This window comes from Pseudoxanthomonas broegbernensis, assembly GCF_014202435.1.
Classification (GTDB): domain Bacteria; phylum Pseudomonadota; class Gammaproteobacteria; order Xanthomonadales; family Xanthomonadaceae; genus Pseudoxanthomonas; species Pseudoxanthomonas broegbernensis.
Genome location: NZ_JACHGU010000001.1, coordinates 279802 through 297704, shown reverse-complemented (window position 1 = coordinate 297704; position 17903 = coordinate 279802). Strand labels below are relative to the sequence as shown.

The 17903-nt window shown below is 72.0% G+C and carries 14 protein-coding genes; 7 read left to right on the top strand and 7 right to left on the bottom strand.

All coding sequences use genetic code 11. From position 1 onward, the window contains the following. Nucleotides 1–19 precede the first annotated feature (19 nt). The 4 genes from HNR76_RS01275 (at nucleotide 20) to HNR76_RS01260 (ending at nucleotide 5063) form a co-directional block, all read left to right on the top strand. The gene (locus tag HNR76_RS01275; RefSeq protein WP_162311338.1) at nucleotides 20–1807 is read left to right on the top strand and encodes a glycoside hydrolase family 15 protein; all 1788 of its coding nucleotides are present in this window, start codon (nucleotides 20–22) and stop codon (nucleotides 1805–1807) included. Next, a complete protein-coding gene (otsA, locus tag HNR76_RS01270) occupies nucleotides 1804–3171 on the top strand; it encodes an alpha,alpha-trehalose-phosphate synthase (UDP-forming) (protein ID WP_162311339.1) in 1368 nt (455 codons plus the stop codon). The genes HNR76_RS01275 and otsA overlap by 4 nt, the downstream gene beginning before the upstream one ends. Nucleotides 3172–3312: 141 nt before the next feature. Next, nucleotides 3313–4101: a DUF481 domain-containing protein gene (locus tag HNR76_RS01265; protein WP_221301307.1), complete on the top strand. Its 789-nt coding sequence runs from the start codon at nucleotides 3313–3315 to the stop codon at nucleotides 4099–4101. Nucleotides 4102–4139: 38 nt separating this feature from the next. Further along, nucleotides 4140–5063: an SMP-30/gluconolactonase/LRE family protein gene (locus HNR76_RS01260; RefSeq protein WP_162311340.1), complete on the top strand. Its 924-nt coding sequence runs from the start codon at nucleotides 4140–4142 to the stop codon at nucleotides 5061–5063. Nucleotides 5064–5081: 18 nt separating this feature from the next. Here the strand turns inward: HNR76_RS01260 and pgeF are convergent, their stop codons facing one another. Next, nucleotides 5082–5861: a peptidoglycan editing factor PgeF gene (gene pgeF, locus HNR76_RS01255; RefSeq protein WP_162311341.1), complete on the bottom strand. Its 780-nt coding sequence runs from the start codon at nucleotides 5859–5861 to the stop codon at nucleotides 5082–5084. Nucleotides 5862–5958: 97 nt separating this feature from the next. After that, entirely contained in the window at nucleotides 5959–6939 is a 981-nt protein-coding gene (gene rluD, locus HNR76_RS01250) for a 23S rRNA pseudouridine(1911/1915/1917) synthase RluD (RefSeq protein WP_162311342.1), read from the bottom strand. Between the two features lie 101 nt (nucleotides 6940–7040). On the opposite strand from rluD, the gene HNR76_RS01245 reads away from it, so the two are divergent. Then, entirely contained in the window at nucleotides 7041–7922 is an 882-nt protein-coding gene (locus tag HNR76_RS01245; RefSeq protein ID WP_162311343.1) for an outer membrane protein assembly factor BamD, read from the top strand. Between the two features lie 193 nt (nucleotides 7923–8115). Here the strand turns inward: HNR76_RS01245 and HNR76_RS01240 are convergent, their stop codons facing one another. Beyond that, complete coding sequence (locus HNR76_RS01240; protein WP_162311344.1) at nucleotides 8116–9753, bottom strand: NAD+ synthase; 1638 nt, start codon at nucleotides 9751–9753, stop codon at nucleotides 8116–8118. Nucleotides 9754–10058: 305 nt separating this feature from the next. Here HNR76_RS01240 and coaE point away from each other — a divergent pair, with 305 nt between their 5' ends. After that, nucleotides 10059–10676, top strand: coding sequence for a dephospho-CoA kinase (coaE, locus tag HNR76_RS01235; RefSeq protein WP_162311345.1), 618 nt, complete (start codon nucleotides 10059–10061; stop codon nucleotides 10674–10676). Nucleotides 10677–10860: 184 nt separating this feature from the next. Here coaE and HNR76_RS01230 read toward each other — a convergent pair whose 3' ends face one another. The 3 genes from HNR76_RS01230 to HNR76_RS01220 all read right to left on the bottom strand — a co-directional run bounded on the left by HNR76_RS01230 (nucleotide 10861) and on the right by HNR76_RS01220 (nucleotide 16067). Next, nucleotides 10861–11826 (bottom strand): Nudix family hydrolase, encoded by a 966-nt coding sequence (locus HNR76_RS01230; RefSeq protein ID WP_162311346.1) that lies wholly within the window; start codon nucleotides 11824–11826, stop codon nucleotides 10861–10863. A 249-nt stretch (nucleotides 11827–12075) separates the two neighbouring features. Then, on the bottom strand, nucleotides 12076–14814 hold the full coding sequence (gene secA / locus HNR76_RS01225) for a preprotein translocase subunit SecA (protein ID WP_162311347.1): 2739 nt from the start codon (nucleotides 14812–14814) through the stop codon (nucleotides 12076–12078). Nucleotides 14815–15125: 311 nt separating this feature from the next. Continuing rightward, the gene (locus HNR76_RS01220; protein ID WP_162311348.1) at nucleotides 15126–16067 is read right to left on the bottom strand and encodes a M23 family metallopeptidase; all 942 of its coding nucleotides are present in this window, start codon (nucleotides 16065–16067) and stop codon (nucleotides 15126–15128) included. A 9-nt stretch (nucleotides 16068–16076) separates the two neighbouring features. Between HNR76_RS01220 and HNR76_RS01215 the strand changes: the two genes are divergently transcribed. Then, the gene (locus HNR76_RS01215; protein WP_162311349.1) at nucleotides 16077–16601 is read left to right on the top strand and encodes a DciA family protein; all 525 of its coding nucleotides are present in this window, start codon (nucleotides 16077–16079) and stop codon (nucleotides 16599–16601) included. A 214-nt stretch (nucleotides 16602–16815) separates the two neighbouring features. Here the strand turns inward: HNR76_RS01215 and lpxC are convergent, their stop codons facing one another. Continuing rightward, nucleotides 16816–17727, bottom strand: coding sequence for a UDP-3-O-acyl-N-acetylglucosamine deacetylase (gene lpxC / locus HNR76_RS01210; protein WP_162311350.1), 912 nt, complete (start codon nucleotides 17725–17727; stop codon nucleotides 16816–16818). Nucleotides 17728–17903 lie beyond the last annotated feature (176 nt).

Genomic DNA, 17903 nt, shown 5'->3' with positions numbered 1-17903 from the left:
CCCCGACCTTGGGAAGGAAATGGAAGTTCACGAATCGAACCTGGAACTGGGCGTCATCGGAAACGGCAGCTTCGGCGCGCTGGTGGACGCGCGGGGGCGCGTGGTCTGGGGGTGCCTGCCCGCGTTCGACGGCGACCCGGCGTTCTGCGCGCTGCTGTCGCCGCGCAACCACGCCGGCGGCGACTTCGGCATCGACCTGGAGGACTTCAGCCACGCCGAGCAGGCCTACCTGCCCAACACCGCGGTGCTGCGCACGGTGCTGCACGACACCCGCGGCGGGGCGCTGGAGATCGTCGATTTCGCCCCGCGCTGGAAGCAGAACGGCCGCGTCTACCGGCCAGTGTCGATCATCCGCCGGATCACCCCGCTGGCCGGCAGCCCGCGCATCCGCGTGCGCATGCGCCCGCTGGCCGACTGGGGCGCGCGCGTGCCCGAGTACACCTGGGGCAGCAACCACATGCGCTGGCTGCTGCCCGGCTTCGCCCTGCGCCTGACCACCGACGTGCCGGTGCGCTTCGTCCGCGACGGCCTGCCCTTCACCCTCACCCACCGCCTGCACCTGGTGCTGGGCCCGGACGAACCGCTCGACCGTTCCATCGCCGGCTACGTGGAGGAGGCGCTGGGGCGCACCCTGGACTACTGGCGCGAATGGGTGCGCTACCTGTCCATCCCGCTGGAATGGCAGGAGGCGGTGATCCGCAGCGCGATCACCCTGAAGCTGTGCCAGTACGAGGACAGCGGCGCGATCATCGCCGCGATGACCACTTCCGTGCCGGAGGCGCCGGGCACCTCGCGCAACTGGGACTACCGCTACTGCTGGCTGCGCGACGCGGCCTTCGTGGTGCGCGCGCTCAACCGCCTGGGCGCCACCCGCAGCATGGAGGAGTTCCTGCGCTACATCTTCAACATCGCCACCAGCGACGGCAGCCTTCAGCCGCTGTACGGCATCGGCTTCGAGGACCGCCTGGACGAGCACGAGGTCGAATCGCTGGCCGGCTACCGCGGCATGGGCCCGGTGCGGCGCGGCAACCTGGCCTGGGTGCAGAAGCAGCACGACGTGTACGGCAGCGTGGTCCTGGCCTCCACCCAGTTGTTCTTCGACCAGCGCCTGGTCGACCCCGGCGACGCGGACGCGTTCGCCAAGCTGGAACCGCTGGGCGAGCGCGCCTTCGCCCTGTACGAGGTGCCCGACGCCGGCCTGTGGGAGTTCCGCGGCCGCGCCGAGGTCCATACCTACACCGCCGCGATGTGCTGGGCGGCCTGCGACCGGCTGGCCAAGATCGCGCTGCGACTGGGCCTGGACGCGCGCGCCGGCTACTGGCGCGAACGCGCCGACGTGGTCCGCGAGGCGACCCTGGCGCGCGCCTGGCGGGCCGAGGCCGGCCACTTCAGCGCCTCGTTCCAGAGCGACTACCTGGACGCCTCGCTGCTGCTGCTGGCCGACATCGGCTTCCTGCCCCCGGACGACCCGCGCTACGTGGCCACGGTGGAGGCCATCGGCCGCGAACTGCGCCACGGCGACGGGGTGTTCCGCTACGTGGCCCCGGACGACTTCGGCACGCCCGAGACCAGCTTCACCATCTGCACCTTCTGGTACATCGATGCGCTGGCGGCGATCGGGCGCATGGACGAGGCGCGCGAACTGTTCGAGCGCGTGCTCGCGCGCCGCAACCGGCTGGGCCTGCTCTCGGAGGACATGGCCTTCGAGGACGGCGAGGGCTGGGGCAACTTCCCGCAGGCCTACTCGCACGTGGGCCTGATCATCGCCGCCACGCGGCTTTCGCGTTCCTGGCAGGAGGCTTCATGAGCCGTCTGGTCGTGGTTTCCAACCGCGTGGCTATCCCGGGCGAGAACCGGGCCGGGGGCCTGGCCGTGGCCTTGCAGGCAGCGCTGGGCGAGCGCGGCGGGATGTGGTTCGGCTGGAGCGGCCGCACCGTGCGCGGCGACAGCGGCGAGCTGCACGAGCAGCGCGACGGCGACATCCGCTACGTCACCGTCGACCTCAACCGCGCCGACCTGGACGCCTACTACAACGGCTTCTCCAACCGCACGCTGTGGCCGCTGCTGCACTTCCGCCTGGACCTGGTCGACTACGACCGCGATACCCGCCTGGGCTACGGCCGGGTCAACGCGATGTTCGCCGACCGCCTGGCGCCGCTGCTGCGCGAGGACGACACCGTCTGGATCCACGACTACCACCTGATCCCGCTGGCGGCGCTGCTGCGCGAGCGCGGCATCGGCTGCCGGATCGGCTTCTTCCTGCACGTGCCGGTGCCCTCGGCCGACCTGATGATGGCCATGCCCGACCACCGCCGGCTGTTCTCCACGCTCTACGCCTACGACCTGCTCGGCTTCCAGACCCGGCGCGACAACGACCGCTTCCAGTCCTACGTGCGCCTGTACGGCGGCGGGCGGATCATCGAGCCGGACCTGCTGCAGGCGCCGGACGGGCGCCGCTTCCGCACCGGCAACTTTCCCATCAGCATCGACACCGCGCAGATCGAGCGGCAAGCCGCCGCGGCCATGTCCAAGCCGGCGCTGCGCAACCTGCGCACCAGCCTGGAGCGCAGGATGCTGGCCATCGGGGTGGACCGGCTGGACTATTCCAAGGGCCTGCCCGAGCGCTTCCACGGCTTCGAGCGCTACCTGCAGCGCCACCCCGACCAGAAGGGCAGCCTGACCTACCTGCAGATCGCCCCGGTCTCGCGCGGCGACGTGGGCGAGTACCAGCAGCTCCGCAACCAGCTCGAACAGATCGCCGGCCACATCAACGGCGCCCACGCCGCGCCCGACTGGACGCCGCTGCGCTACGTCAACCGCAACTTCCCCCATGCCACCCTCACCGGCTTCTACCGCAGCGCGCGGGTGGGCCTGGTGACCCCGCTGCGCGACGGCATGAACCTGGTGGCCAAGGAATACGTGGCCTCGCAGGACCGCGAGAACCCCGGCGTGCTGGTGCTGTCCCTGCTTGCCGGCGCGGCTCAGGAAATGCCCGAGGCCCTGCAGGTGAACCCGCACGACCTGGACGGCGTTGCCGACGCCATCGCCACCGCCGCCACGATGCCCCTGGACGAGCGCAGGGAACGCTGGCACGCGATGATGGAACGGCTGCGCAAGCGCGACATCCACGCCTGGCGCAAGAACTACCTGGCCGCGCTCGAGAGCGCCTGACAGGTCCGGCTCAGGAACGCTTCGCATCATGTAGCACGCGCACGGCCCCCGCCGCATCGCGCACGGCCCGGCCGCGCGCAGGATGCGGCGGCGGGGCCTCCAGCTTCCACCCTCGACCCTCTCGCCATGCACAGGACCCACATGCCACACCCCACATCGATCGCATCGCTGCCCGCCTCCGCATTGCTGGCGGCCCTGCTCCCCTTCGCCGCCCTGGCCCAGGACACCCCCCAGGACGATGGCTGGAAAGGCACCGGCGAACTCGGCCTCGCCATGGCGCGCGGCAACTCGCGCTCGGAGAACCTCAACGCCAAGATCGCCTTCTCGCGGGAGGACGCGCAGTGGAAGCACGCCTTCAGCGCGGCCGCGCTGCGCGCCAAGGGCGAGGTCAACGGCGACTTCGACGGCGACGGCGTGGCCGAGCGGCGCTACGTGCTCAGCGCCAACCGCTACGATCTTGGCGCGACCAGCGCCTACCGCTTCGACCCGCGCAACCACACCTACGGCTCGGCCCGCTACGAGCGCGACGATTTCTCCTCATACGACTACCAGGCCACGCTCACCCTCGGCTACGGCCACCGCTTCGTCGACAACGAACGCACCAAGCTGGTCGGCGAGATCGGCCCCGGCTACCGCCGTGCGCGCGAGACCGAGACCGGCCTGGTGCAGAGCAGTCTGATCGGCCGCGGCCTGCTCGACTTCCGCCACCAGCTCACCGCCAACACCGAGCTGTTCGACACGCTGCTGGTGGAATCGGGCCGGGACAACACCTTCGTCCAGAACGACCTGGGCGTGTCGGTGGCGATGAACGAGCGCTTCGCCTTGAAGGCCGGCCTGCAGGCGCGCCACAACACCGACGTGGACCGGACGGCCGGGGTCGAGAGGACCGATACGCTGACCACGGTCAATCTGGTCTATAACTTCCGCTGAGGGCGGCGCCCGCCGCCGGCATGTCATCGGGAGTCCGCATGAACGCATCGATCCGCACCCGCGCGCTGGCCGCCGCCGCCGCCCTGGCACTGGCCGGCCCGGTGCTTGCCGACACGGCGCCGGCGCACGCCGCGGGCGTGGCCGCCGTGCCGCTGTGGGAAGCCACCGGCCTGCTGGCGCCGGAATCGGTGGTGTTCGACGCCGGCCGCGACCGCTTCTACGTCTCCAACATGGCGACCTGGGGCGAGGGCGCCGTGCCGGGCGACGGCTTCGTCAGCCTGCTGGACGGCCAGGGCCGGGTCCTGGAGCGGGAATGGGTGACCGGACTGGAGAACCCCAAGGGCCTGGCCCTGGCCAACGGCCGGCTATATGTGGCCGACGACGACGACCTGGTGGAGATCGACCCGGACGCCGGCGCCATCCTCGCTCGCCACGCGCCGGCCGACGGCCCTGGCCGCTTCAACGACTGCACCGCCGACCCGGACGGCAACGTCTACGTGTTCAGCGGCCGGCTGGACACGGTGTTCCGCCTGGCCGGCGGCCGCTTCGAGCCCTGGGCCGAGGTGGACACGGCGCGCACCGGCAAGCCCAACGGGCTGCGTGCCGAGCGCGACCGCCTGCTGCTGGGCAGTTGGGTCGTGCCCGGCCCCGACGGCGACCAGGAGGGCCACATCTCCACGGTCGCCTACGCCGACCGCGCGCTGGGCCGGATCGGCACCGTCCCCATCGGCCACATCGACGGCATCGAGCCGGACGGGCTGGGCGGCTACACGGTGACCGACTGGACCCGCGGCCACGTGATCCACCTCACCGCCGACGGCGAGCCGACGCGGCTGTTCACCCTGCCCAAGGGCGCGGCCGACCACCACTACGTGGTCGACCGGCAATTGCTGGTGGTGCCGCTGTTGCTGGACCACGCGGTGCGCGCCTACCGCTGGGCGCCGGACCCGGGCCGGGACTGAACGCCGTTCCGTCGCGCGCTACCCGGCGCGCGACGGCTCGATGAACGCGATGCAGGCCATGCGCCCGCCGCGCCCGTCGCGGCGGTGCGAATAGAAGCGCCGGGGATCGGAGATCGTGCACAGGCCGCCGCCGTGGACCGCCCCGGCCGCGATGCCCGCTGCCTGCAAGCGGCGCCGGGCCAGCGCGTACAGGTCCATCCGCCAGTGGCCGGCGCGGGTGGCGGCGAAGGCGAAGGCCGCTGCAGGGTCGCCGGCGAGGAAGGCGTCGCGCACCTCGGCGCCGATCTCGTAGGCCAGCGGCCCGGCGGCCGGGCCCAGCCACGCCACCAGTTCCCCCGGCGGCGTGCGCATGGCCGCCACGGTGGCCTCCAGTACGCCGGACGCCAGGCCGCGCCAGCCCGCGTGCGCGGCCGCCACCTCGCCGCCATCGGCGGCCGCCAGCAGCACCGGCAGGCAATCGGCGGTGAGGACGGCCAGCACCGTGCCGGGCGTGGAGGTCACCGCCGCATCGGCTTCCGGCTCGTCCTCCCGCGCCCGCGGCACGGCCAGGGGCGCGTCGAAGCGCAGCACCCCGGTGCCGTGCACCTGGCGCAACCAGTGCGGCGCGGACGGCAGCCCGCCGATCCGCGCCAACGCCGCGCGATTGGCCGCCACTACGCCCGGGTCGTCGCCATTGCGCATGCCCAGGTCGAAGGTGTCGAAAGGCGCGGCCGAATCCCCGGCGCCGTGCCGCAGGGTGGCGAAGGCGCATACCCGCGGCGGCGCGGGCCAGTCGGCGCGGAGGATCGGCCCGCTCATCTGCCAGGCCCCGGTGGACGGGCGCGGCGCGGCCGCGGCGCGGCCGCACGCCGGCCCATGCCCGGCCGCGGGCCGCCTGCACGCGGCGGCGCGGCGCTCACCGCCGCTGGCTCTCGTCCCAGGCGCGCGTGTCCTCGCGCAGCGAGCGCAGCAGCGCGGCCATGTCGGCCGGCAGCGGCGCGGACACGCGCACCGCCTCGCCGCTGCGCGGATGGGCGAACTCCAGCCGTTCGGCATGCAGCGCCTGGCGCCTGAAGCCGCGCAGCTCCGCGGCCAGTTCCTCGCTGGCGCCCTTGGGCAGCTTCAGCGGGCCGCCGTACAGCGGATCGCCGACGATGGGATGGCGCAGGTGCTGCATGTGCACGCGGATCTGGTGGGTGCGCCCGGTCTCCAGCCGGCACTCCAGGGCGGTATGGGCGCGGAAGCGCTCGCGCAGGCGATAGTGGGTGACCGCCTGGCGGCCGTCCTCGCGCACGGCCATGCGCAGGCGGTCGCGCGGGTGGCGGTCGATCGGCGCATCGGCGGTGCCGCCGGCCACCAGCGCGCCCACCACCACCGCCAGGTACTGGCGATGGACCTGGCGCGCGGCCAGTTGCGCGACCAGGCCGGTGTGCGCCGGCAGGGTACGCGCCACCACCATGGCCCCGCTGGTGTCCTTGTCCAGGCGGTGGACGATGCCCGCGCGCGGCAGCGCGGCCAGGGCCGGGTCCCGGTACAGCAGGGCGTTGACCAGGGTCCCGGCCGGGTTGCCGGCACCGGGGTGGACCACCCGCCCGGCCGGCTTGTCCAGCACGAACAGGTCCTCGTCCTCGTACAGCACCTGCAGCGGGATGTCCTCCGGCTCGGCCTGGGTCTGGACCTCGGCCACCGCGGCCAGGGTCGCGGTCTCGCCGCCCTTCACCGGGTCGCGCGGCCGCGTCAGGGCGCCGTCCAGCCGGGCGTCGCCGGACTTGATCCACGCCGCCAGGCGCGAGCGCGAGTACTCGGGGAACAGCTCGGCCAGCACCGCGTCGAAGCGGCGGCCGGCGGCCTCGTCGGGAACGATGGCCTGGCGCGGGTCGGGGGAAGGCTGAGGCATGGTCGGGGTCGCTGCGGGGACGGTCCGGCACCGCGGTCAGTCGCCGGACAGGCCACTAGGCTATCATCGGCCCTTCCATTTCCGCGCCAGCACGCCCACCGATGGCCCATCGCACCCGCTTCACCGTCCCCGCCCCGCTGCGCCTGGCCCTGCTGCTGCTCGCGGTCGTGTTCCTGGCCGCCGGCTGCGGACGCAACGCCAAGAAGAAGGACGCCGACGAGGGCGTGCCGGTCGCCGAGCTCTACGAGAAGGCCCACCACAAGATGGAGCGCGGCGACTGGAACGGGGCCGAGATCGGCTTCCGGCGCCTGGTCGCGCAGTACCCCTACGGCCCGCACACCGAGCAGGCGCTGATGGAGACGGCCTACGCCCAGTACAAGGCGGGCAGGCACGACGAGGCGGTGTCCACCATCGACCGCTTCATCCGCACCTACCCGACCCATCGCAACATCGCCTATTTCTACTACCTGCGCGGCATGTGCAACTCCAACCGCGACGCGGTGTTCCTGCGCCGGGCGTGGTCGCTGGACCCGAGCCGGCGCGACCTGTCCTCGCCGCAGCAGGCCTACGAGGACTTCAACAGCGTGCTGCAGCGCTACCCCAACAGCCGCTACGCCGCCGACGCGCGCGCGCGCATGGTCAACCTGCGCAACGTGTTCGCCCGCCACGAGATGGACACGGCGCTGTACTACATGCGCCGCGGCGCCTGGCTGTCGGCGGTGAGCCGGGCCAGCTACATCCTGGAAACCTACCCGCAGAGCGACTACCAATACGACGCGATCGCCGCGCTGGCCGAGTCCTACAAGGAGCTGGGCGAGCCAGCCCTGTCCGACGACGCGGTGCGGGTGCTGAGGCTCAACGCCCCCCAGCACCCCTACCTGAGCGGCGACTGGCCCAAGTACCCATGGGTGATCCGCCGCCTGAACCCGTTCGCCGGCGAGAAGTCGCCCACCGGCCAGCCCAACGCGGTGATCAGCCGCTGAGCCGCCCGGCCGTGGGAACGACCACGGCCAGGCGGCGCTTCGATTCCGCCCCGGGCCGGCGGCAGGCAGGACCGCCGTGGCCTTTGCAGAAGCCGGCTTCAGGCGGCGACGGCCCCACGGAAAGGCCGGCGTGCTTGCATCCCGCTTCTCCGGGCCGATGCCGCGGCCACGTGCGGCCGCGCGTGCGGCGCGCTCAGCCGTCGAAGCCGTTGCTGATCGGGTAGCGCCGCTCGCGTCCGAAGGCACGCCGCGACACCTTGGGGCCCGGCGCGGCCTGGTGCCGCTTCCACTCGCTGGTGCGCACCAGGCGCAGCACCCGGTCCACCACCTCGGCGGCATAGCCGGCGGCGACGATCTCCTCGCGCGACTGCTCCTGGTCCACGTAGCGGTAGAGGATGCCGTCGAGCACGTCGTAGGCCGGCAGCGAGTCCTGGTCGGTCTGGTTCTCGCGCAACTCGGCCGAGGGCGTCCGCTCGATCACCGCCGGCGGGATCACCGGCGCCCCGCCGACGGTGTTGCGCCACTTGGACAGGCCGTAGACCTCGGTCTTGTACAGGTCCTTCAGCGGTGCGTAGCCACCGCACATGTCGCCGTAGATGGTGGCGTAGCCCACCGCGTATTCGCTCTTGTTGCCGGTGGTCAGCAGCAGCCCGCCGAACTTGTTGGCCAGCGCCATCATGATCGCGCCGCGGCTGCGCGACTGCAGGTTCTCCTCGGCGGCATCCGCGTCCCGGCCCTCGAACAGCGGCCCCAGCGCCTGCAGGAACCCCTGGAACGCCGGCTCTATCGGCACCGTCTCCAGCCTCACCCCCAGCGCCGCGCACTGCTCGGCGGCCAGGTCGTTGGACAGGCCGGCGGTGAAGCGCGAGGGCAGCCGCACCGCGGTCACGTTGTCCGCGCCCAGCGCATCCACCGCCAGCGCCAGCACCAGCGCCGAGTCGATGCCGCCGGACAGGCCCAGCCACGCCTTCGAGAAACCGTTCTTGCCGCAGTAGTCCTGGATGCCGCGCACCACCGCGCGCCAGGCCAGCGCGTCCATGCTCTCGTCGCCGTCGTCCATCCACTGCAGCGGGATGAAGGCGCGCGCGGCGGTGTCGTAGTCCAGCACCAGCCACTGGTCGGTGAAGGCGGCCGCGGCCGGGTGCACCGTGCCGTCCGCATCGGCCACCACCGAGGCGCCGTCGAACACCAGCGCATCCTGCCCGCCGACCATGTTGAGGTAGACCAGCGCCGCGCCGGACTCGCGCGTGCCGCGGGCCAGCAGCGCGTCGCGCTGGGCGTGCTTGCCGCGCTCGAACGGCGAGGCGTTGGGCACCAGCACCAGGTGCGCGCCGGCGCGCACGACGTCGGCCAGCGGCTCGGGGTACCACAGGTCCTCGCACACCAGCAGGCCCACCGGCACGCCGCCGATGTCGAACACGCAGGCATTCCCGGCCGGGTCGACGTCGAAGTAGCGGCGCTCGTCGAACACCGCGTAGTTGGGCAGCTCGCGCTTGCGGCAGTTGGCCTCGACCCGCCCGTCGCGCAGCACGCTGGCGGTGTTGTAGAGCGCGCTGCCGGCCGCCTCCGGCCAGCCGACCACCGCCACGATGCCCTCCACGCCGGCGGCGATCCGCCGCACCGCGGCCTCGCACTGGGCCAGGAACGCGGGCCGCAGCAGCAGATCCTCCGGCGGATAGCCGCTGACCGCCAGCTCCGGGAACAGGACCACGTCGGCACCGTACTCGTCGCGGGCCTCGGCGATCATCTCCGCGATGCGCTCGGCGTTGCGCGCCACGGCGCCCACCGGGAAATCGAACTGGGCCAGGGCGATGCGCAGGGAATCCTTCATGGCGAGGACCGGATCGGAAGCCAGCGGCGATGATACCGGCGGAAGCGACGGTGCCGATCACGCCGCCTGGACGGCACCCGGGCAGCCGGCCTGCGCCGTGCCTCGCACCGCCGGGGGACGGCGGGACCTTTGCGCTCGTCCCGGTACTCGCGCGAGATCGGCCTCGTACCGAAGACGGCGGGACCATGGCGCTTCCCGCCCCGGCAGACGCGGGGCGCCCTTGGCGGGACAGGCCACCGCCGCCGGCCTGTTCCCGCCTGCGCGCGCGGCCCTAGACTGGTGGCCCTTTCCAGCGACGGGCGCGCATGAGCGGTTTCATCATCGGTCTCACCGGCGGCGTGGCATCGGGCAAGAGCGAGGTCGCCCGCCGCTTCCAGGCGCTGGGCGTGCACGTGGCCGATGCGGACCTGGCCGCGCGCGAGGTGGTCGAGCCGGGGCAACCCGCGCTGGCGCGGATCGCCGCGCACTTCGGCGACGCTGCCCTGCGGCCGGACGGGCGCCTGGACCGGCGGCGCCTGCGCGAGCGGATCTTCGCCGACGCCGGCGAGCGGCGGGCGCTGGAGGCGATCACCCATCCGGCCATCCGCGCCGCGCTGGAAGCCGGATGCCGGGCGGCGCCCGGCCCGTACGCGATCGCCGCGATACCGCTGCTGGCCGAGGCCGGCGGGTGCACGGCCTATCCCTGGCTGGACCGCATCCTGGTGGTGGATGCGCCGGTGGAGCTGCAGCACGCGCGGCTGATGCTGCGCGACGGCGTGGACGAGTCGCTGGCGTCGCGGATGATCGCCGCGCAGGCGCCGCGCCAGGCGCGGTTGGCGATCGCCGACGACGTGCTGCTCAATGACGGCCACCCCGACCGCCTGGACACCGCCGTGGACATGCTGCACCGGCGCTACCTCGCCCTGGCCGCCGCCCCGCCCTAGCGAGCGCTGGCGCACGATGGCGTGCGGCTGCGACGACGAACGGAGGCTCAAGGCATCCCGTCCAAGCGCGTCCCGGCAGGCACCGACAAGTCCGGACGGTTGTAGGAGCCGGGTAGCCGGCGACCGCCATGCCCGCATGCCGCCCCCCGGTCCCCGAAGCCGGCCCAGGCCGGCTCGTCCGCGCTTACGAGGCCGGCCAGAAGCTGCGGATGGCGGCGATGCCCTGCGCACCCTGGCGGCGCGCCTCGGGAAGGTCGTCGGGGCCAAGGCCGCCGATGGCATAGATCGGCAACCCGACCCGCTCGCGCAGGCGGGCGAATCCGTCCCATCCCAGGGTCGCGGCGCCGGGATGGGTGGCGGTGGCGCGCACCGGGCCGAGCACCGCGAAATCGCAGCCCAGCGCCTGGGCCGCTTCCAGTTCGGCCAGGGTGTGGCACGAGGCGCCCACCGTCGCGCCGGGCGGAAGCGGGCGGGACGCCAGCGCGGCCAGTTGCTCGCTGCCCAGGTGCACGCCCACGCCCAGCTCGGCGGCCAGGGCGAGGTCGCGGTTGAGCAGGATCTCGGCACCGGCGTCGCGACAGCGCGTCACCGTGGCCTCGGCGAGGTCGCGCCAGCGGCCGGCCGGTGTTCCAGCGGCGGCGCCGGGCGCGCGCAACTGCACGCGGGCGATCCCGCCTGCCAGCGCGTCGTCCAGCCCGGCCAGCCAGGCATCCAGGTCCGCGCCCGGCTCCGGCGTGACCAGGTAGCGGTCGGGCTGGCGCAGGGCGCCGACCACCGGCAGGTCGGCCGAGGGCATCGAGTAGCGCAGCAACCGGTCGGGCGCCACCCAGGTCAGGGCCTGGCCTTCGCGGCCGCGCGGCGTGCCTTTCCAGCGCGGTACCCGGCGCACTTCCAGGCGCAGGCGCTTGCCCGGGTATTCCTGCGGCACCTCGATCAGCGCCTCGCCGACCTCGGCCTCGATCCCCAGCTCCTCGTGCAATTCGCGGACCAGGGCCTGCTCGGAGGTCTCGCCCGGCTCGCGCTTGCCGCCGGGGAATTCCCACAGGCCGGCCAGGTCGCTGTCCTCGCCACGGCGGGCCAGCAGCACCCGGCCGCGCACGTCGACGATGACGCCGGCCACCACGTGAATGGAACGCAGGGGGGAACTCATGCCCGCCAGCTTACCGGGAGCGCGGGGATGCCTGGAATCGGGCGGGCTCCCGCCGGCATGCGTCCCCTGGCGCATGGGAGCCTGGCACCGGCGGTGGCGGCCATGCCCGCGCACCGGCGCTCGGCTTCGGATGCCGGTCGCCGGCCGAAGCCCACAGGAAGGCCGGGCCCGCGGACGCCGGCGCCTGCGGGGCGCGACGGGCCGTGCAGGAACCGTCCGGCCTTGCCGTTGCCCACGGGGACGGCGGCGTCAGCCGAGTTGGCCGTGGCAGTGCTTGTACTTCTTGCCGCTGCCGCAGGGACACGGATCGTTGCGGCCGACCTTGGGCGACTCGCGCACCACCTGCCCGCTGCCCATGGCCGCGCCCACCCGGCCCTGCATCTGCGCCACCTCGTCCTCGGTGCCGTAGCCGCCGGTCTCGGCATGATGGAACTGGGCCTGGCGCAGCTTGGCCTCGGCCTGGGCGCGCTCCTGCGCCTCCAGCGCGGCGACCTCCTCCTCGCTGCGGATGCGCACGCGCGCCAGCAGGGTGACCACCTGCCGCTTGACGTTCTCCAGCATCTCGGCGAACAGCTCGAAGGCTTCCTTCTTGTATTCCTGCTTGGGCTGCTTCTGCGCATAGCCGCGCAGATGGATGCCCTGGCGCAGGTAGTCCATGCTCGCCAGGTGTTCCTTCCAGCCCTGGTCGAGCACGTTGAGCATGATGTGCTTCTCCAGCGCGCGCGCGGTTTCGGGACCGAGCTGCTCTTCCTTGCGCGCGAACATCTCCACCACCGCGGCCTGCACGTGCCGGTCGATCTGATCGGCGTCCAGTTCCTCGCTTTCCCGGGCCAGCCGCTGCAGGTCCAGGCGCAGGCCGAACTCGCCCTCCAGCGCGGCCTCCAGCCCCGGCAGGTCCCACTGCTCGTCCACCGACTCGGCCGGCACGTGGCGGGTCACCAGCTCGTTGACCACGTCGCCGCGGATGCCCTCGATGTTGTCGTGGACCGAATCGGCCTCCAGCAGCTCGTCGCGCTGGGCGTAGATCACCTTGCGCTGGTCGTTGTTGACGTCGTCGAACTCCAGCAGGTTCTTGCGGATGTCGAAGTTGTGCGCCTCGACCTTGCGCTGGGCCTTCTCGATCTGCCGGCTGACCAGCTTGTCCTCGATGACGTCGTCGTCCTTCATGCCCATCATGCGCATCGCCTTCTGCACCCAGTCGGAGGCGAAGATGCGCATCAGGTTGTCTTCCAGCGACAGGTAGAAGCGCGAGGAGCCCGGGTCGCCCTGGCGGCCGGAGCGGCCGCGCAACTGGTTGTCGATGCGCCGCGATTCGTGGCGCTCGGTGCCGACGATGTGCAGGCCGCCGGCAGCCTTGACCTTGTCGTGGCGCCATTGCCACTCGGCCTTGACCCTGGCCCTGTCGGCCTCGCTGGCGTCCTCGCCCAGCTCGGTGAACTCGGTCTCCAGCGAGCCGCCCAGCACGATGTCGGTGCCGCGGCCGGCCATGTTGGTGGCGATGGTCACCGCGCCGGGGCGGCCGGCGTTGGCCACGATCTGCGCCTCGCGCTCGTGCTGCTTGGCGTTGAGCACCTCGTGGGCCACGCCGGACTTGTTGAGGAAGTCGGAGAGCATCTCCGAGGTCTCGATCGAGGTGGTGCCCACCAGCACCGGCTGGCCGCGCCGGTGGCAGTCCTGGATGTCGGCCAGCACCGCGCGGAACTTGGCCTCGCGGTTGAGGAAGACCTGGTCGGGGTGGTCGATGCGCTGCACCGGCTTGTGGGTGGGGATGACCGCCACCTCCAGGCTGTAGATGCTCTGGAACTCGTAGGCTTCCGTGTCCGCCGTGCCGGTCATGCCGGCCAGCTTCTTGTACATGCGGAACAGGTTCTGGAAGGTGATGGACGCCAGCGTCTGGTTCTCGCGCTGGACCTGCACCCCCTCCTTGGCCTCCACCGCCTGGTGCAGGCCGTCGGACCAGCGGCGGCCGGCCAGGGTGCGGCCGGTGAACTCGTCGACGATCACCACCTCGCCGTCGCGCACGATGTAGTCCACGTCGCGCTGGAACAGCGCGTGCGCGCGCAGCGCGGCGTTGAGGTGGTGGACCACCGAGAGGTTGTTGGCGCCGTAGAGGGTGTCCTCCTCGGCCAGGATGCCAGCGCGGCGCAGCAGGCCCTCGGCATGCTCCATGCCGGCCTCGGACAGGTGCACCTGCTTGCCCTTCTCGTCGACCCAGTAGTCGCCCTCGCCTTCCTCTTCTTCCTGCCGCCTGAGCTGCGGCACGATGCGGTTGACCCGGATGTACAGCTCCGGCGACTCGTCGGCCGGGCCGGAGATGATCAGCGGGGTGCGCGCCTCGTCGATCAGGATCGAGTCGACCTCGTCGACGATGGCGTAGTGCAGGCCGCGCTGGAAGCGGTCGGCCTTGGACAGCGCCATGTTGTCGCGCAGGTAGTCGAAGCCGAACTCGTTGTTGGTGCCGTAGGTGATGTCGGCGGCGTAGGCGGCGTGCTTGTCGCCGTGCGGCATGCCCGGGTAGACCACGCCCACGCTCAGGCCCAGCCAACTGTACAGCTTGCCCATCCAGGCCGAGTCGCGGCGGGCCAGGTAGTCGTTGACGGTGACCACGTGCACGCCCTTGCCCTCCAGGGCGTTGAGGTACACCGGCAGGGTGCCGACCAGGGTCTTGCCCTCGCCGGTGCGCATCTCGGCGATCTTGCCCAGGTGCAGGACCATGCCGCCGATCAACTGCACGTCGTAGTGGCGCATGCCCAGCACGCGCTGGCTGGCCTCGCGGCAGACGGCGAAGACCTCGGGCAGGATCTTGTCCAGCGATTCGCCGCCGGCGATGCGCTGCTGGAACTCGGGGGTCTTGGCCTTCAGGGCCTCGTCGGAAAGCTGCTGCATCTCCGGTTCGAGCGCGTTGATCTTGGCGACGGTGCGGTCAAGCTGGCGCAGGAGCCGTTCGTTTCGGCTGCCGAAGACACGGGTGAGCAGTTTGTTGATCATCGATGAGGCCGGTTGGGAATGAACGCCGGAGGGCCGCCGCCGAGGGGCAGCCCGAACGGGACCGGATGCGTCAGCAACGGGTCCGCGGCAACGTGACATTGTAGCTTGGGACGCCAAGCGGCGATCTCAAGGCGGCCGCATGCCTTGGGGGCATCGGGCGGCACCGCTGCGATCCGGCGCCTCGTCCCGCGCGGCGCCGGGCAGCCGGCATCGCGCCTGGGCGGCGACCGCGGCCCGGCGAACCCGGCCGGAAAAGCGTAAGGCCCGCCCCCTGCGGGAACGGGCCTCGACGCGGACATGCCCGGTTGGCGTCAGCCGCGGCCGCGCCTGGCTACCGGCGTCCGGCTGTCGCCCAGGAACTGGCGCGGATTGACCACGCGCCCGTTCTCCCACACCTCGAAGTGCACGTGCGCACCGGTGGAGCGGCCGCTGGAACCGGCCTTGGCCACCTGCTGCCCGGCGCGGACCAGGTCGCCGGGCTTCACCGTCAGCCGCGAATTGTGCGCGTAGCGGGTGACGTAGCCGTTGCCGTGGTCGACCTCCACCGTGTTGCCGTAGCCGTTGCGGGTGCCGGCGAAGCTGACCACGCCGTCGGCCACCGACATCACCGGATCGCCGACGCTGGCGTGGAAGTCGATGCCCTTGTGGAACTGGCGGCCGCGGCCGAACGGATCGGCGCGGCTGCCGAAGCTGGAAGTGATGTAGCTGCGCCGCACCGGCGAGCGCGAGGGCATCGCGTTGCTTTCCATCTGGCGGTCGAACAGCAGCGACTCGATCACCGAAAGCTGCTGGCCGGAAGCGGCGAACTGGCGCTCGATGTCGTCCAGCCCGGCGGTCAGTTCCGGCAGCGGCATGTCGCCGGCCAGGTCGGCGCCGCCTTGGCCGGGCGCGCCCTGGAAGTCGAACTCGCCGTCTTCCAGTTGGCCGGCCTGGGTCAGGCGCTCGCCCAGCGCGTTGAGCCGGTTGGCCTGGGCCTGCAGTTCGCCCAGGCGCGCGGCCAGGGCGTTGATCTCCTGCTGCGACTGGCGGCGCACCTGTTCCAGTTCCTGTTGCTGCCGTGCCAGTTGCGATTCCATCCGTTGCGCGTCGGCCAGGCCGATGCCCGCGCTGGCGCCGGCGCCGAGCCCGGCCCCGGCGACCAGGACCGCGGCGAGCAACGCCCACGGACGCCGTGCCCCCCAGTGCCGCATCCGGCCTCGCCACCCGCCCACATGCGCGTCGTGCGGGTTCCTTACGATGAATTTGTAGCTCATGCTTTAGGTATGCCCGATTCGAAGCCCAACGCCCGGCGCCCTGCCGTCCCGCGCCTGGCGGCCGAAGCCGCGCTGGCGGACGACGCCGGCGCCCTGCTGCGCCGTGCCCTGTGGCTCGATGCGCTGGACCAGCAACTGCGCCCCCTGCTGCCGCCGGGGCTGGCGCCCCATTGCCGGTTGGCCAACGTCTCCGGCGGACAGCTCGTCTTTGTCACCGATTCGCCGGTCTGGCGGGCGCGCTTGCGCCTGGCCGAGCCCGAACTCCTCGATGCGGCCCGCTCCGTCGGGCTGAATCCCACTGCGATCGTCATCAAGACGACCCCTCCGCCACTGCGACCGCCGATGGCGACGGCAACGGCTGCCTCCCCGGTTTCGGCGACCGCGCGGCAAGCCGTGAGCGATGCCTTGGCGTCCTTGCGGGAATCCCGTCCGGGGGATTCCATGGGTTCCGGGAATCCTCCCCCGGGGTCCGGCGCGGGACCGGATGCGCCCGTATCCGACGCCCCCTTCCGGCCAACCCGCGGGGAATCCTAGCCTCACAACGCCATCACGTCGTTAGCAGGAAGTTAGATATTCGTTACGAAACGAAGATGGCGTGGGCGGGATTCACGCTTTGGAGAAGTGTCCGAAGGACATCCGCCATGGGGCCGGAGCAGGCCGGACAATCGCGGCGCGGCCGCGGACTCAGGGAAAAGAGGGGCGCAAGCCCGCGCCGCCACTCCGGATCGGGCTGGAAGCCGGCCCCGTTTCAGGCCAGCGCGGTGGTGCCGTAGGCCAGGGGCGCGGCCGCACCGGCCTCCTCGAAGCTCACCTTCTCCCAGGCGCCGGCATCGGCCAGCAGGGCGCGGGCGAGCTTGTTGTTGAGCGCGTGCCCCGACTTGTAGCCCTCGTAGGCGCCCAGGATCGGGCCGCCGACCAGGTACAGGTCGCCGATGGCATCGAGGATCTTGTGGCGCACGAACTCGTCGGCGTAGCGCAGGCCGTCGTCGTTGAGCACGCGGAACTCGTCCAGGACGATGGCGTTGTCCATCGAGCCGCCCAGGCCGAGGTTGAGCTCGCGCATGTACTCCAGGTCGCGCATGAAGCCGAAGGTGCGGGCGCGCGAAATCTCCTGGATGTAGGCGGCGGTGGAGAACTCCAGGCGGTGGTGCGACTGCTTGGCCGGGATCATCGGGTGGTCGAACTGGATGGTGAAGTCCAGCCGGTAGCCGTCGTGCGGGGCGAAGCGGGCGATCTTGTCGCCGTCGCGCACCTCCACCTCGCGCAGGATGCGGATGAAGCGCTTGGGCGCGTCCTGCTCGACGATGCCGGCCGACTGCAGCAGGAACACGAAGGGACCGGCGGAGCCGTCCATGATCGGCAGCTCGGCCGAGGACAGCTCCACCATCATGTTGTCGATGCCCAGGCCGGCGGCGGCCGACATCAGGTGCTCGACGGTCTGGATCTTGGCCGCGCCGCGGCTCAGGCCGGTGCACAGCGTGGTCTCGGTGACCAGGCCGGCGGCCGCGGGCACCTCCACCGCCGGCTCCAGGTCGGTGCGGCGGAAGGCGATGCCGTGGTCGTCCGGGGCCGGGCGCAGGGTCATGTAGACCTTGTTGCCGCTGTGCAGGCCGACGCCGGTGGCACGGATGGTGTTCTTGAGGGTGCGCTGCCGGGTCATCGTTGGAGGCTGGGCGCCGGGTCCGGGAAGGACCGGGCCGGGTCGCGTGAAGCGTTGGGAACGCGAAGTGCCGAGAATATCACGCGCGGGCCTGAATCCCGTCGCAAGCGCCGGGGCCGCGCACCGCCCGCAGGCTGGCGCACGCGGGGAAAACCTGCCGGGCCCGCGAAGGCCCG

Bases quoted from the DNA above. Each gene is read 5' to 3' on its own strand.
- HNR76_RS01275 (WP_162311338.1), top strand. From the start codon at position 20: ATGGAAGTTCACGAATCGAACCTGGAACTGGGCGTCATCGGAAACGGC.
- otsA (WP_162311339.1), top strand. From the start codon at position 1,804: ATGAGCCGTCTGGTCGTGGTTTCCAACCGCGTGGCTATCCCGGGCGAG.
- HNR76_RS01265 (WP_221301307.1), top strand. From the start codon at position 3,313: ATGCCACACCCCACATCGATCGCATCGCTGCCCGCCTCCGCATTGCTG.
- HNR76_RS01260 (WP_162311340.1), top strand. From the start codon at position 4,140: ATGAACGCATCGATCCGCACCCGCGCGCTGGCCGCCGCCGCCGCCCTG.
- pgeF (WP_162311341.1), bottom strand. From the start codon at position 5,861: ATGAGCGGGCCGATCCTCCGCGCCGACTGGCCCGCGCCGCCGCGGGTA.
- rluD (WP_162311342.1), bottom strand. From the start codon at position 6,939: ATGCCTCAGCCTTCCCCCGACCCGCGCCAGGCCATCGTTCCCGACGAG.
- HNR76_RS01245 (WP_162311343.1), top strand. From the start codon at position 7,041: ATGGCCCATCGCACCCGCTTCACCGTCCCCGCCCCGCTGCGCCTGGCC.
- HNR76_RS01240 (WP_162311344.1), bottom strand. From the start codon at position 9,753: ATGAAGGATTCCCTGCGCATCGCCCTGGCCCAGTTCGATTTCCCGGTG.
- coaE (WP_162311345.1), top strand. From the start codon at position 10,059: ATGAGCGGTTTCATCATCGGTCTCACCGGCGGCGTGGCATCGGGCAAG.
- HNR76_RS01230 (WP_162311346.1), bottom strand. From the start codon at position 11,826: ATGAGTTCCCCCCTGCGTTCCATTCACGTGGTGGCCGGCGTCATCGTC.
- secA (WP_162311347.1), bottom strand. From the start codon at position 14,814: ATGATCAACAAACTGCTCACCCGTGTCTTCGGCAGCCGAAACGAACGG.
- HNR76_RS01220 (WP_162311348.1), bottom strand. From the start codon at position 16,067: ATGAGCTACAAATTCATCGTAAGGAACCCGCACGACGCGCATGTGGGC.
- HNR76_RS01215 (WP_162311349.1), top strand. From the start codon at position 16,077: ATGCCCGATTCGAAGCCCAACGCCCGGCGCCCTGCCGTCCCGCGCCTG.
- lpxC (WP_162311350.1), bottom strand. From the start codon at position 17,727: ATGACCCGGCAGCGCACCCTCAAGAACACCATCCGTGCCACCGGCGTC.